The following is a 14,443-nucleotide window of genomic DNA, read 5'->3' on the forward strand; positions in this document are numbered from 1 at the left end:
ACGATGGCGGGAAGGATCCACCTGTTCCCATTCCGAACACAGCCGTTAAGCTTCCCAGCGCCGAGGATAGTGAAGGGTTTCCCTTTGTGAAAGCAGGACGTTGCCGTGCAGCTCTTTTTTTTTATCTAAAAACAGATCAGACTATTCCGCAATAGCTCAGCTGGTAGAGCGCATGACTGTTAATCATGATGTCGCAGGTTCGAGCCCTGCTTGCGGAGTTTTTTTTGTGCTCAAATTTAAACAACCAACAAGTAGATAAAAATAGAGGGATTGAGTTTAACAACTCAATCCCTCTATTTTTATTCGTTACTATTAAAGTGATAAAGGGGTTCGTCTTTTTTTTCATCGAAATCAACAACTAAATCATATCTACTGAAAAACCAATCATCTTCTGCACCAGCATAATAAGTGATACCATTTAGAACTGTTTTTCCTAAAACCTCACCATCAGGCTGTTCCACACTTATACCCACTGAAAAGCCTTCGTGAACTTCTGTTTTTCCGTAGGTTTTACCAAAAAAACGAACGGCAGCGCCAGATTCTAGTGCTAATTCTTCTTCAAACCATTTAAGTGCTCTGTCGGTAAGAGATATTTTCATTATGAAACATTCCTTTCTTTTATCGTTCTGAAGTCATCATACCATGAAATAATATTTTGCCTACTTATCGATTTTTATTCACGGATAGGTATCCAATTAGGGATCGATACTAAAGTATCCCAAAGTGGATCTGGAATATAGTAGCTTGATCGTTTTGATATAATCAAAGAATTTTGAATAGTTTCTTCTGAATTGTTTTCGATTTTTTGGACCCATTTCGGATCGGTTATCAATTGTTTTCCTATAGCAATTAATTGAGAATATTCTAATGCTTTTTCCGCATCGACAGGCGTTTTAATTGAACCCACACTAATAAGTGGCACTCTATCATTAATATGTTTCCCTATAGTATGAGGTATTTGTTGTTTATAGTCACGAACCCCCACGAGGGAAGGCTGGTAATAATAGTTAACCGAAAGGTGTAAATAATCAATTTGTTGATTAATCAAAGCATCAACTAAATACATAGTGTCCTCTAATCTGATACCAGGTTTCTCTACTTCTTCAGGAGAGAAACGATATCCCAATAAAAAAGTTTCTTGTGCATGTTCTTTAACTATAGATTGACAGTGCGTGACGACTTCAAGTGGGAAGGTCAATCTTTTTTTAATAGACCCGCCCCATTTATCTGTGCGTTGGTTGGAGTGTGGTGAAAAAAATTGTTGAATAAGGTAGGTATTTGCGCCATGTAGTTCGACGCCGTCAAAACCAGCTTCAATAGCACGTCTAACTGCGGCACCAAATTGGTGGATAAGAATATTTATACCGTCATCTGTTAATTCCTTTGGTGTATCTGCCCACTTTCTTTCCGCACGAATAGGTGAAGGTGAAATAGGTTGTCTGCCTCCATTATATTGTCGTTGACTCATTCTACCCCCGTGATAGATTTGAAGAATAGCTTTGGCACCTTGTAATTTTATTATTTTAGCTAGTTTGCTTAGTCCGTCGATATGATCATCACTGGCGACACTCATTCCATTAGGAAACGCTTGTCCCTCAGACGAGATATAAGCACAGGCCGTGATGATAGCGCCTGGTCCGCTCGAGCGCACAAGATAATAGATGAGTTCATCTTCTGTTACTTCACCCTCAGGCGTACTTGAGCTTGTTGTCATGGGAGCCATAAGCACTCTATTTCTTAAAGTCATTCCCTCTTTGATAGTATAGGGGTTTAAAAATGTATAAGTCATGTAATCCCTCTCTAACTGATGTTTAATAATATGTGATAGTTAAGTAAAAAAAGCACACTGTTTTTACTGTATAAAAGTAAGCCATATTCTTTATTCTATAGGGAATAATAGGGGATGTCAACGAAGTTAGCCAGTGATGACTCATAAAAAAAGAGTAATCAAAATACATGTCAGGAAAGATTTAATCTTTTCCCAGCATATATTTTGATTACTTTATAATTTTCTGGTTATAGGTAGGAATTATTGGGAAGTATAGCCGCCGTCGATAGGTATGGTGATGCCTGTCAAAAATTCATTTTCAGCAATGAAGATCACAGTATGAGCGATCTCTTCAGGTTGTCCCAGTCTGCCGACTGGATGTTTAGCTACTAAGTTATCGTAGTATTCGACCAATGCTGCTCTATTTACCATTCCGGTCTCTACATATCCCGGAGCGACTGCTGCACAGTGGATATTATCTTTCGCATACTGCAATGCAAGTGATTTAGTCATCAAGACAACGCCACCTTTTGATGCATTATAAGCAAAGGCAGTAGGTTCACCGACTAGCCCTAATATAGAGGCACTGTTTACGACAACACCCCCACCATTTTTACGCATTTCTCTAACAGCATACTTGCTACCGAAGAAAACACCATCTTGATTGATCTTGATAACTTTAGAATAGTCTTCATAAGTAAATCGTGTGTTTCTCCTTGTGCACCAATGGCAGCATTGTTGGAAATAACATCGACTGAGCCAAATTTATCAGCCGTTTGTTTGATCATTGATTTGACTTCATCTTCTTTGGAGACATCTGCTTTAATGAAAATAACTTCGCCTTTGTCTTTCAACCGATCTGCTTGCTTTTCGCCAGACTCAACATCGCAGTCACTTAAGACAACTTTGCACCCTTTGTCCAAGAAAGCTTCGACAGTTGCTAGACCTATTACTGAAGCTCCTCCAGTAATGACAGCGACTTTTCCTTTTAGTTCATTCATCTTATGCACTCTTTTATGTATTTTGTTTCACAATTTCATTACACAATAAAATTATATTTTTATAAAAGAGAACCCTCCCATTTCATTTTTAAAAGCATTTATACGAGAAATAAATAAATGAATAAGCTTTTGAAACAGGACTGAGAGTTGGAATATAGTAGCTCATTGTAATGATTTTTTCTCTCTTCGGCAAACTGCACAAAACGGTTCCAATTTTTTTGTGCACGTTTACATAGGAATGAAAAAACGTTTTCAATATAATAGGAATTGTCAACTAAACAATGTTTGATTCAAATTCGAATCATAAAGAAAACTGAAACTAGAAAGGTGTTTTTACTAATGGTAGAAATTGCAATGAAAAATATTTATAAAAGTTATGACAATTCGGATGAATTTGCTGTATCCGATTTTGATATGCGTGTCAAAAGTCGCGAATTTATTGTTTTCGTTGGACCATCAGGGTGTGGTAAATCAACAACTCTACGTATGATCGCTGGTCTTGAAGAAATTACTGACGGCGAATTATGGATAGGCGACACAATGATGAACGATGTAGCACCTAAAGATCGTGATATCGCAATGGTTTTCCAAAACTATGCCTTGTATCCACATATGACTGTATATGACAACATGGCTTTCGGCTTGAAATTACGTAAGTACAAAAAAGACGAAATCAAAAAACGTGTTGAAAATGCTGCTGACATCTTAGGTTTAACTCCTTTGCTGGATCGTAAACCGGCTGCCTTATCTGGTGGACAACGTCAACGTGTGGCTTTAGGTCGTGCGATCGTTCGTGATGCTAAAGTTTTCTTAATGGATGAGCCACTTTCTAACTTAGATGCTAAACTACGTGTTGCCATGCGTGCGGAAATCGCTAAATTGCACCGACGTTTAAACACAACATCTATCTACGTTACCCATGACCAAACAGAAGCTATGACAATGGCTGACCGTATCGTTATCCTGAAAGATGGATTTATACAACAAATTGGTACGCCAAAAGAAGTTTATGACACTCCGGTTAATATCTTCGTTGGTGGATTTATCGGTTCACCTGCTATGAACTTTTTCGATGTGACTCTTCAAGGTAACCGTATCTCAAACAATGATGGTTTAGATATTGAAGTACCAGAAGGTAAAATGAAATTATTACGTGAAAAAGGATTTAAAGATCAAGCAAAATTAGTCTTTGGTATCCGTCCTGAAGATATCAAGAGTGAGCAAATCGCTTTAGATACTTCTCCAAACTCAGTAGTAAGATCAAGAGTTACCGTTTCTGAACTCTTAGGTGCTGAAACCATGCTTTATTCAGAATTAGGAAGCATTGAATTCATCGCACGTGTTGATGCTCGTGACTATTATAGACCGGATACAGAAATTGATTTAGCCTTTGATATGGGTAAATCACACTTCTTCGATCCAGAAAGCACTGACGTTATCCGTTAATTTGAGATAATTTAAGTCGTAATACAATTGCCCCCTTTTTTCCTCTCTGAGTATACAGTGTATACTCGGAGAGGTTTTTTATTTATTCATTTATGTCCAGTCCGTTTTAGTGTAAAATGGAAATATTGTATAGTAGTTTGAAAGGGGAGTTGGATTTGCACTATCTCTATTCAGTGCAGATAATGTTATGAAAAAAATCAGAGGTTTTGAAATTGTATCGAAATATGAAAATGAAGAACTATTGTTACCCAAGAGAGCAACGAAAGGTTCGGCGGGGTATGACTTAACGGCCGCTGTGGATATCACTGTACCGTCAGTATTTAAAGCTCTAAGAATGAACAATCAAAGTGAAACGAATCCGATGAGTTCTACACTGGTTCCCACGGGTGTTAAAGCTTACATGCCTGACAATGAATACTTGCTTTTAGCTAATCGTTCAAGTAATCCAATGAAAAAACAATTAGCAGTTCCTAACGGTATCGGCATCATAGATGCGGATTACTATGGCAACGAAGGTAACGAAGGAGAAATATTTGTTCAATTTATTAATTACGGCTTAGAGGATGTTGAAATTTCCAAAGGCGAAAGAATTGCTCAAGGTATCTTTTCAAGGTATGAAGTGGTTGATGATGAAGAACAGACCTTCGATAAACGCACAGGTGGATTCGGGTCATCAGGAAGATAAAAAAGAGCAAGTCTTGCTGAGCCAGTGAAAAATCGATATGAGACTTACATCTTTTAGTCATAGCGAAAGAGTGCCAAAGGTGCTTAGCACCTCTGGTTTCGATATAATAACAAACTTAATAAGCATGCTTATTAATGGCTGCGGAATAACACTGAGTACATCCAAATATAAATGCATTTATATAAAATCAAAGGAGTCATGAATTTGGCTAAAAAGAAAGCAACCGTATTTGTTTGTCAAAACTGTGGGTATGAATTACCCAAGTATTTGGGTAAATGCCCGAGTTGTAATGCCTGGAATCAGATGGTTGAAGAAAAATTGCCGGACAAAACGGATAGTCGAAGTCGCGTGACCATGTCAGGTAAAAAAGCTAAGGCAGTACCGATAACTAGCATCACCATAGAAAATGAAGAACGTGTTAAAACTCAAATGGTGGAATTTAATCGTGTTTTAGGTGGCGGAGTCGTTCCTGGCTCACTTGTTCTGATCGGTGGCGATCCCGGTATAGGGAAATCGACACTGCTTCTGCAAGTGTCTGCTCAACTCAACCAGCAAGGAGGGAAAGTCCTCTATGTTTCTGGTGAAGAAAGTACATCTCAAATTAAAATGAGGGCAGAGCGCTTAGAGTTAAGAGGGTCTGATTTCTATATCTATACTGAAACGGAAGTAAGCGCCATCGCAGAAACCATCGAAACATTAAAACCAGATTATGTCATTATTGACTCGATTCAAACGATGCATCATGTGAATATTGATAGTGCTTCTGGAAGTGTCTCTCAGGTGAGAGAATCAACGTCTACATTCATGCAGATAGCGAAGATGAACGGAATAGCCATTTTCATTGTGGGTCATGTGACCAAAGAAGGTTCCATTGCCGGTCCAAAAATGCTCGAGCATATGGTGGATACGGTGCTTTACTTTGAAGGCGAGCAGCACCATACCTTTAGAATCCTTAGAGCTGTAAAAAACCGATTTGGTTCAACCAATGAAATCGGCATCTTTGAAATGCGAAACGGGGGGCTGGAAGAGGTCTTGAACCCCTCTCAGCTCTTTTTAGAGGAACGATTAGCGGGAGCCACGGGCTCTGCTGTCGTGGCAGCGATGGAAGGCACACGACCGATCCTGGTCGAAATACAGTCACTTATTGCACCTACCGTTTTTGGAAATGCCAAGCGAACCGCGAGTGGCTTGGATCACTCGAGAGTTTCACTTATTTTGGCGGTATTAGAAAAAAGGACTGGTTTACTTTTGCAGAATCAAGATGCTTATCTAAAAGCGGCAGGCGGTGTACGCCTGGATGAACCAGCCATCGATCTAGCCATTGCCATTAGTATCGCTTCCAGTTACAAGGAAAAAGAAACGCGGCCAACGGACTGTTTTATCGGCGAAATCGGCTTGACTGGTGAAATACGAAGCATTTCAAAAATCGAACAGCGTGTCAAAGAAGCGGCAAAACTCGGGTTTAAACGTGTGATCATCCCTAAAAACAACATAGATGATGGTTGGGATAGGCCTAAAAATATAGAAATTATCGGATGTACCACATTATCGGAAGCGATAAAACGTGCTTTTTCTTAATCGGAAAAAGGTTGATTTATTCGTATTTTTGAGTGAGGTTGGTATACTGACAGAGTAGGTAATAATGTAAAAATATACGAAGAGGAGGGAGTAAATGGTAGCGAAATTGATACTACTCACTTTCTTATTGGTTGGTGGTAGCTTAGGTTATAACGTTTTTCCAGATTTGATTACGAACTGGAATGAAGTGCCCAGTTGGCTTATGCATCCGGTTGTCGGAATGGTATTAGGCGCAGGTGTTTTTTATATTGTGTCCTTTTATGCGGTTAAACCCATTGAAAAAGGCATTGTTAAAATCGAACAAATATTCAGTGAATTAAGTATAGCTTATCTCATGTTTGGAAGCATCGGTGCGATTGTCGGACTTATTCTTGCTTTATTAATTAGTTTTCCATTAAATGCTCTAAATATGCTTATTATAAGCGACGTGATTCCTTTCATATTAACAATGGCTTTAGCCTATATCGGCTTTCAATTGGGAACATCTCGGAGAGAAGAAATCCGACGTCTGTTTCAACCAAAAACAGTTAAGCAGGAAAATAGCGATGTTTTAGACAGAAAAGATGGGGAATCTTTCCGGAAATACAAAGTGCTGGATACAAGTACGATTATTGACGGTCGGATCCTGGATGTAGTAAGGACAGGTTTCTTGGAAGGTGTGTTAGTTATTTCACACTACGTACTCAAAGAATTACAATATATTGCCGATTCGTCGGACAGTTTGAAACGCGTCAGAGGGCGTCGAGGCTTAGATATTTTGAATGCCTTACAAAAGGAAAAAGGAATCACTCTAGAAATGGACGACAGCGATATCCCGGAATCTGAAGATGTCGATTTAAAACTTGTTCATCTGGCTAAAAGGTTAGATGGCATGATCATCACGAATGATTTTAATCTTAATAAAGTTGCCGAGTTTCAAAATGTTTCGGTTTTAAATATCAATGAACTGGCCAATGCAGTGAAACCGGTGGTCATCCCGGGTGAAGAAATGCGGGTCATGATCGTTAAGAACGGAACAGAACGCAATCAAGGTGTCGCTTATTTGGATGATGGCACCATGATAGTAGTCGAAGAAGGCAAATTTCACATGAACGAAATGCTGGATGTCGTGGTTACAAGTTCACTTCAAACCAATGCCGGACGCATGATTTTTGCTAAAATGACAACAGATCAGAAGTCACTTGACAGCAGGAAAGATTCAGATGGATAATCAGTACGAAGCGATACTCTTGGCTGCCGGTTCAGCCAAACGATTCGAGCACCCAGCTCAGCTGAATAAATTATTGATGCCAATAAACCAGCGACCCGTATTTGATTATTCTCTTAAACTATTACTCGATGATGAAAAATGCTTAAAGATATGGTTCGTCATAAATGCTGAAAATCAAACGATGATAAAAAATGCTGTAAAAGAATTGTATGAAGAGATGCCTGGTAAAATAAACTGGGTCCTTGGGGGCAGAGAAAGACAAGACAGTGTTTCGCGGGCCTTGAATCAGGTGTCCTGCAGCAAGAACCAGAAAGTGCTCGTCCATGATGCTGCGAGACCCTTTGTAACAGTAGAACTACTAGATAAATTGATCGATAAAGGTAAAGACTCAGTGGCCGCAACGCTAGGGATCCCAGCTAAGGATTCAATCAAGCTTGTCAAAGATTCACTCGTCTACCAATCCCTTTATCGACCGGAAGTGTGGCATATCCAAACACCTCAGCTTTTTGATTGTCAGGTTTTAACTGAAGCGATGGAAACAGCAGAAAAAGATAGGTTTTATGGTAATGAGGAAGCTGAACTCGTTGAGCGCTTAGGGTATCCTGTCGAGATCGTTGAAGGATCCGATTACAATTTCAAATTGACCACAGCGTTTGATTACCGAGTGGCGAAAATGCTTAAAGAAAACAAGTGAAAATAAATATGATAAGCTGATTGTTTAAGGGTTTTTGTGGAAGAATGGACCAAATAATGTTATGTTATCAGTACTATGACTTTAAATAAAATAACACTAATCTATAATATGGGGAGCGTTTTATAATGACAGAAAAAATCCGCGTACGTTATGCACCAAGTCCAACAGGGCATTTGCATATCGGAAATGCTCGTACGGCATTATTCAATTATTTGTTTGCCCGTCATCACGGCGGAGATTTCATTATTCGTATTGAAGACACCGATCAAAAAAGAGAAATCGAAGCTGGCGAGCAGAGCCAGCTGGAAAATTTGAAATGGTTAGGAATCGATTGGGATGAAAGCCCATCGGAGGGCGGACCTTATGGCCCTTACCGTCAATCAGAACGTAAAGATATCTATGATCCGTTGATCGATCAACTGATGGTAAGCAACCGCGCTTATAAGTGTTACTGTACAAGTGAGGAATTGGAAGCTGAACGTGAAGCGCAGCGTGCACGTGGCGAAATGCCTCATTACAGCGGAAAATGTGCGCATTTATCTGCTGCTGAGCAGAAAGCAAAAGAAGAAGAAGGCATTACGCCTGTCATTCGTTTCCGCATTCCTAAGGGAAGTACCTTCACTTTTGATGATATGGTCAAAGGGGATATTACTTTTGAATCGGACTCTATTGGTGGCGATTGGATCATTCGCAAACGTGATGGAATGCCAACCTACAACTTTGCTGTAACTATCGATGATCATTACATGAAAATCTCTCATGTTCTTAGAGGTGACGATCATATCGCCAACACACCTAAGCAGATAATGGTATACGATGCCTTTGAGTGGAAAGCACCGCGCTTTGGACACATGACATTGATCATTAATGCTGACACAGGTAAAAAATTAAGCAAACGGGATGAATCGATTTTGCAATTTATCGAACAGTACCGTGATCTGGGTTACATGCCCGAAGCGCTGTTCAACTTCATTACTTTACTTGGGTGGTCTCCTGTAGGTGAAGATGAATTATTCTCTAAAGAAGAATTTGTGGAAACGTTTGATCATAAACGTCTAGGAACGTCTCCGGCAGCGTTTGATGGGAACAAATTGGAATGGATCAGTAATCAGTATATGAAGGACATGGACATAGACGAATTAACATCGAAAGCCATTCCGTATTTAGTTGAAGCCGGTTATATCGAAGCCGATCCTTCAGAAGAAAAAAGTGAATGGGTCAAAAAATTAATTGGTCTTTACCAGGAACAAATGAGCTATGCCGCTGAGATCACGAAGCTTGCCGTTTTGTTCTTTGAAGATAAACTGGACTGGTCAGACGAGTCTAAAGAAGTTCTTAAAGGCGAAACGGTACCGACTGTTTTAGAAGCCTTTACCGAACAACTTAAAACGGTGGAACCTTTTGAAGCAGACGCTATCAAAAAAGCAATCAAAGCTGTTCAAAAAGAAACAGGTATCAAAGGCAAAAACCTATTCATGCCTATTCGTGTGGCTATTACAGGTCAGCAACATGGCCCGCAGTTACATGACACCATTGAATTGCTAGGCAGAGATAAAGCAATCGCCAACATCAACAAATCACAAGATTTAATCAAATCCTTTTAAAGCATAAACTGTTAGGAAAAGCTATGAAGCCATGCGACCAGGATTTTCTTTCAACCGGTTGCGTGGCTTTTCTTTTTGACGGTTAAAAGTATAAAGATAACGCTTGAAAAATACTGTTGATCTTAAGTAATAGTAAAAGAAGGGGGTCTCTTAAGATGATAAACGTTTACAATACGCTGACACGCAAAAAAGAGCCATTTATACCGCTTGAAGAAGGAAAAATAAAAATGTATGTATGCGGACCCACAGTATATAACTACATTCATATCGGCAATGCTAGAAGTACCGTAGCCTTTGATACGATACGCCGGTATTTCACCTACAGAGGCTACGAAGTCGCGTATGTTTCAAACTTTACTGACGTTGACGATAAAATTATTCGGGCAGCGAAAGAATTAGGACAAACAGCGCCGGAAGTGGCAGATAAATTTATAGAAGCTTTCTATGCTGATACAGAAGCTTTAGAAGTGGAAAAGCCAACGCATGCTCCGCGTGTGATGGATAATATTCCAGATATCATAACGTTTGTCGAAGCACTGATCAAGAATGGGTATGCGTATGAATCAGATGGGGATGTCTATTACCGTACGCGTCGGTTCAAGAAATACGGCGAACTCAGCCGCATGTCTATAGATGATTTAGAACTTGGTGCGAGCAACCGATTAGGTGATGAAACAGATAAAAAAGAAGACCCGATCGACTTCGCTTTATGGAAAGCAGCCAAAGAAGACGAAATCAGCTGGGCCTCTCCCTGGGGTAAAGGCAGACCTGGCTGGCATATCGAGTGTTCGGTTATGGCAACAAAATACCTGGGGGACACGATAGATATTCATGCTGGCGGCCAGGACCTGGCATTTCCGCATCATGAAAATGAAATTGCCCAGTCAGAAGCAAAAACGCACAAAACGTTCGCTAATTATTGGATGCACAATGGCTTTGTCACGATGAACGACGAAAAAATGAGCAAGTCCATTGGGAATGTGGTGCTAGTTAAAGACCTGCGTGAGAAACACGATCCAAAAGCGCTGCGTTTCTTTATGGCGACGGCGCATTATCGTCGTCCGATCAACTATTCCATTGATGTGATAGAGGAAGCCAAGACTAACTTGAACCGTATCGAGACGGCTTATTTTAATGCCTCTCATCGTTTAAATCAGGCTGAAGAAACACGCGACACAGATACCAGTGACTTGAATCAACTCGAAGCCTATAAAACGGATTTCATCGAACATATGGATGACGATTTCCAGGCACAAAATGGGATCACGGTAGTTTATGATCTCGTTCGTTTCATCAACCGATATATGGATGCGTCGGCTGTCTCAAAAGTGGTTCTTGAACGTGCCTTAGCGCTTATCGAAGAATTCATGTATGTCTTTGGCATAACCATAGTAACGTCTGAAGAGCTACTTGACGATGACGTTGAAAAACTGATCGAGGAAAGAGAAACAGCTCGTAAAGAACGTAACTTCCAGCGAGCAGACGATATCCGCGATCTTCTGAAAGAACAAAACATTTTACTGGAAGATACCCCTCAAGGCATACGCTGGAAACGAGGAGAGCAGGATGAAAAAAAACGTTGATCCTAAACTTTTAAACGGTTTAGCGCTGGCGTATATGGGTGATGCCGTGTATGAACAAGCGGTAAGAGAACACCTTATCTATACGGGTAAAACTAAACCCAACCGTCTGCATGTTTCAGCCACTACCTATGTTTCAGCAAATGCTCAAGCTTATCTCGTGGGAAAAATAATGGAACAGGACCTGCTCACTGAAGAAGAAACAACTTATTATAAACGGGGTCGCAATGCAAAGAGTTATTCAAAGGCGAAAAATACAGACTCCAGGACCTATAGTCAATCCACTGGGTTTGAGGCGTTGATTGGCTTTTTGTATTTAACAGATCAGACCGAAAGACTGCATGAGCTGATGACGTGGTGCATCATAGAAATCGAAAAGAGTTAAAGAGAAAGGAGATCAAAACATGTCGATAAAAAAACGAGAAAACTACAACGAAAAAGAGGAAACAGATAAACAGCTGGAGACGTCTATCGCAGATGATGAAATGGTTTATGGAAGAAACCCTGTGCTGGAAACCCTAAAGTCTGAACGTGATGTAAATAAATTGTTCGTTCAGGACGGTTTGACAGACAATAAAATCACTAAAGTACTCAATGAAGCAAAAAAGAGAAAAGTACAGCTGTCTTTTGTTCCCAAGGCTAAACTGGACAACTTATCTGATGGTGGGAACCACCAAGGGTTGGTACTAGCCGCAAGTCCAGTCAATTACGCCAGTTTAGACGATTTGTTTGAAAAAGCCAAGGCGAAAAATGAAGAACCATTCTTTATACTCCTGGACGGCATCGAGGACCCGCATAATCTGGGGTCTATTTTGAGGACAGCTGATGCAAGCGGGGTACATGGTGTCATCATTCCCAAGCGCAGGGCGGTCGGGTTGACCTCTACAGTAGCTAAAGCTTCAGCGGGAGCGATCGAACATGTCCTTGTAGCTCGTGTGACAAACATGGCACAGACCATAGATGAACTTAAGGACCGTGGGTTGTGGATATTCGGTACGGATATGAAAGGGAAAGACTACCGGTATTGGGAAGTTTCTTCACCGATCGGACTAGTCATCGGTAGTGAAGGAAAAGGGATTTCCCGCTTAGTGAAGGAAAAAGTGGATGAAACCTTGTCTATTCCAATGGTCGGAGACGTTCAAAGTTTGAATGCGGGCGTGGCATCGAGTTTGTTGATGTACGAAGTGTTCAGAAAAAGAAATGCGCTGTAACCTTTTTATTAAAAGAGCTGAGAGGAGGGGAGTTTAGTGAAAAAAGAACTGCTGTATGTGGACGGGTATAACATGATCGGTGCCTGGCCTGAGTTAGTGAAACTGAAACACCAGGATAAAATGGCAGATGCCCGTGATCTGCTTTTACACGAACTGAGTAACTATGCCAAGTACGAAGGCATAGAGATCCGCATCGTCTTTGATGCGCAGCTTGTTCCCGGCATTACGCAGCGTTATGACAAATTCGATGTCGTCGTGATTTTTACAAAAGAAGGCGAAACCGCCGACAGTTTCATCGAAAAAGCAGTCGGTGAAGAAAATCTGCTCATCACGCAAGTCCAGGTCGCGACCTCGGACCTGGCGGAGCAGTGGATCATATTTCAAAAAGGCGCCACGCGTAAATCCGCGAATGAACTGTATAAGGATATCAAACAGGCAAAAAAGAACATCGCCATCGACAGTGCCGTGTACAGCATGCAGACCAAAACACGCAACTCCCCTCTTAAAGAGGAAGACCGGAAAAAACTCGAAGCATTATATTTTGATATGGTAAAAAAAACGCATAATAAATAAGCACTGATTTAATAAAACCTACTCAATTATGACTAATTATGTCATTTGAGTAGGCTTTTTTTTATAATTAATGAGAATTTACTCACAATGTAAAAAAATTAATGACTAAAAGATTAAAAAGTAAGTATAATAAAATGAAACGCTTTCAAAGGATGCAAAGTACGGCCTATAAATGTATTGTTCTTTTGTTGTTAAAAAATAATAATCAAAAGGAGAAGAGAGGATGCAACTTTATACAGAAAAAGAAGAGCCGCAGACAAAAAAAATATATAAAGATATCAGTGATCCAGTCGTCGATGCCTTGATTTTTCAAATTCAAGCTGGAAACGATTCGGTTTTTCAGGAACTTATAGAACGGTGTGAGTCCTTATTAAGGAAGTCGACCTATCGACGATTTGTAAAAGGATATGAACGTGAAGACTTATATCAGGAAGCGTGCCTGATCCTAGTGGAGTGCGTTGGAAAATATGACCTTGACAGAGGAATGAGCTTTAATCAATATGTTTGTTTATCTTTAGACAATCATTTTAATCGTTTAATTAGATGGAACAATGCCTTGAAAAGAAAATCGTTTAGAGACTCCTTGTCTTTGGAAGGCGTTTTGGAAGAAAAGGGCTATCAACTGGTGGGTCCTTCAAAAGCAATCCAACCGGAAGATAAACCAATTGTTAATGAGACGATGGAAGAATACATAGAATATTTGTCTTCTTTCGAGAAAGAAGTATGTCTCAACTGCTTTTTGGGATATTCCTATGATAAAATCGCAGCAGACTTAAATTGTTCTAGGGAGAAAGTTATGAATGCCAAGCACCGGTGTACCGAGAAGTACCGCAAGCATTTTATATGATGGAACAAAACTAGAACGAACGTTTATCATTAACCTGCATTCATTGAATAGTTTCAGGTCAAAATAAAAAAGCCTCTCGGGGCTTTTTTTGTTTTGACCCTATTTACGACCAGCTGTTGTTTTAAACCGGACCCTATGTCAAGGAGAGTATAAAAAACACCCTATGCTGCGGGTTGTAAAAGAAGCTGGCTTCGGTATGATACCGGAGTCAATTTTTTTAGTTTCCATTGTCCTCGTTCGTTGTTG

The 14,443-nt window shown here is 40.1% G+C and carries 14 protein-coding genes, 1 tRNA gene, 1 rRNA gene and 1 pseudogene; 13 read left to right on the forward strand and 4 right to left on the reverse strand.

The window, feature by feature from the left end:
- Both rrf and AX762_RS09065 read left to right on the forward strand, forming a co-directional pair.
- Positions 1 to 109: ribosomal RNA gene (gene rrf / locus AX762_RS09060) — 5S ribosomal RNA — on the forward strand; the annotation flags it as partial.
- Between the two features lie 36 nt (positions 110 to 145).
- A tRNA-Asn gene (locus AX762_RS09065) sits at positions 146 to 218 on the forward strand.
- 81 nt (positions 219 to 299) lie between these two features.
- Here AX762_RS09065 and AX762_RS09070 read toward each other — a convergent pair.
- From AX762_RS09070 to AX762_RS13405, 3 genes and pseudogenes are all read right to left on the reverse strand, one after another.
- Entirely contained in the window at positions 300 to 599 is a 300-nt protein-coding gene (locus AX762_RS09070) for a HesB/YadR/YfhF family protein (RefSeq protein WP_071848820.1), read from the reverse strand.
- A 74-nt stretch (positions 600 to 673) separates the two neighbouring features.
- Positions 674 to 1,789, reverse strand: a complete 1,116-nt coding sequence (locus AX762_RS09075; protein ID WP_071848821.1) for an NADH-dependent flavin oxidoreductase — start codon at positions 1,787 to 1,789, stop codon at positions 674 to 676.
- A 240-nt stretch (positions 1,790 to 2,029) separates the two neighbouring features.
- A pseudogene (locus AX762_RS13405) lies at positions 2,030 to 2,769 on the reverse strand (SDR family NAD(P)-dependent oxidoreductase).
- A gap of 339 nt (positions 2,770 to 3,108) precedes the next feature.
- Between AX762_RS13405 and AX762_RS09085 the strand changes: the two are divergent.
- The 11 genes from AX762_RS09085 to AX762_RS09135 all read left to right on the forward strand — a co-directional run bounded on the left by AX762_RS09085 (position 3,109) and on the right by AX762_RS09135 (position 14,197).
- On the forward strand, positions 3,109 to 4,215 hold the full coding sequence (locus AX762_RS09085; protein WP_071848822.1) for an ABC transporter ATP-binding protein: 1,107 nt from the start codon (positions 3,109 to 3,111) through the stop codon (positions 4,213 to 4,215).
- Between the two features lie 187 nt (positions 4,216 to 4,402).
- On the forward strand, positions 4,403 to 4,900 hold the full coding sequence (gene dut, locus AX762_RS09090) for a dUTP diphosphatase (protein ID WP_071848823.1): 498 nt from the start codon (positions 4,403 to 4,405) through the stop codon (positions 4,898 to 4,900).
- Between the two features lie 204 nt (positions 4,901 to 5,104).
- Positions 5,105 to 6,478 (forward strand): DNA repair protein RadA, encoded by a 1,374-nt coding sequence (radA, locus tag AX762_RS09095; protein WP_071848824.1) that lies wholly within the window; start codon positions 5,105 to 5,107, stop codon positions 6,476 to 6,478.
- Positions 6,479 to 6,572: 94 nt separating this feature from the next.
- Positions 6,573 to 7,688 carry a PIN/TRAM domain-containing protein gene (locus tag AX762_RS09100; protein ID WP_071848825.1) on the forward strand — a complete coding sequence of 372 codons (1,116 nt, stop codon included), beginning with the start codon at positions 6,573 to 6,575 and terminating at the stop codon, positions 7,686 to 7,688.
- Complete coding sequence (ispD, locus tag AX762_RS09105) at positions 7,681 to 8,382, forward strand: 2-C-methyl-D-erythritol 4-phosphate cytidylyltransferase (RefSeq protein ID WP_071848826.1); 702 nt, start codon at positions 7,681 to 7,683, stop codon at positions 8,380 to 8,382. Before AX762_RS09100 ends, ispD begins: the two co-directional genes overlap by 8 nt.
- A 125-nt stretch (positions 8,383 to 8,507) precedes the next feature.
- Complete coding sequence (gene gltX / locus AX762_RS09110) at positions 8,508 to 9,986, forward strand: glutamate--tRNA ligase (protein ID WP_071848827.1); 1,479 nt, start codon at positions 8,508 to 8,510, stop codon at positions 9,984 to 9,986.
- 155 nt (positions 9,987 to 10,141) lie between these two features.
- Positions 10,142 to 11,569: a cysteine--tRNA ligase gene (gene cysS, locus AX762_RS09115; protein WP_071848828.1), complete on the forward strand. Its 1,428-nt coding sequence runs from the start codon at positions 10,142 to 10,144 to the stop codon at positions 11,567 to 11,569.
- Positions 11,553 to 11,951: a Mini-ribonuclease 3 gene (locus AX762_RS09120; RefSeq protein ID WP_071848829.1), complete on the forward strand. Its 399-nt coding sequence runs from the start codon at positions 11,553 to 11,555 to the stop codon at positions 11,949 to 11,951. The genes cysS and AX762_RS09120 overlap by 17 nt, the downstream gene beginning before the upstream one ends.
- A gap of 19 nt (positions 11,952 to 11,970) precedes the next feature.
- Positions 11,971 to 12,777, forward strand: coding sequence for a 23S rRNA (guanosine(2251)-2'-O)-methyltransferase RlmB (gene rlmB / locus AX762_RS09125; protein ID WP_071848830.1), 807 nt, complete (start codon positions 11,971 to 11,973; stop codon positions 12,775 to 12,777).
- 36 nt (positions 12,778 to 12,813) lie between these two features.
- Positions 12,814 to 13,350 carry an NYN domain-containing protein gene (locus AX762_RS09130; RefSeq protein ID WP_071848831.1) on the forward strand — a complete coding sequence of 179 codons (537 nt, stop codon included), beginning with the start codon at positions 12,814 to 12,816 and terminating at the stop codon, positions 13,348 to 13,350.
- A gap of 223 nt (positions 13,351 to 13,573) precedes the next feature.
- Positions 13,574 to 14,197, forward strand: a complete 624-nt coding sequence (locus AX762_RS09135; protein WP_071848832.1) for a sigma-70 family RNA polymerase sigma factor — start codon at positions 13,574 to 13,576, stop codon at positions 14,195 to 14,197.
- 161 nt (positions 14,198 to 14,358) lie between these two features.
- Here AX762_RS09135 and AX762_RS13410 read toward each other — a convergent pair.
- On the reverse strand, positions 14,359 to 14,443 hold an 85-nt coding region (locus AX762_RS13410; RefSeq protein ID WP_371261672.1), incomplete at its 5' end, for an IS3 family transposase.

Origin of the sequence: Alkalibacterium sp. 20 (assembly GCF_001885615.1) — a bacterium.
In the GTDB taxonomy this organism is placed as follows: Bacteria; Bacillota; Bacilli; order Lactobacillales; family Carnobacteriaceae_A; genus Alkalibacterium.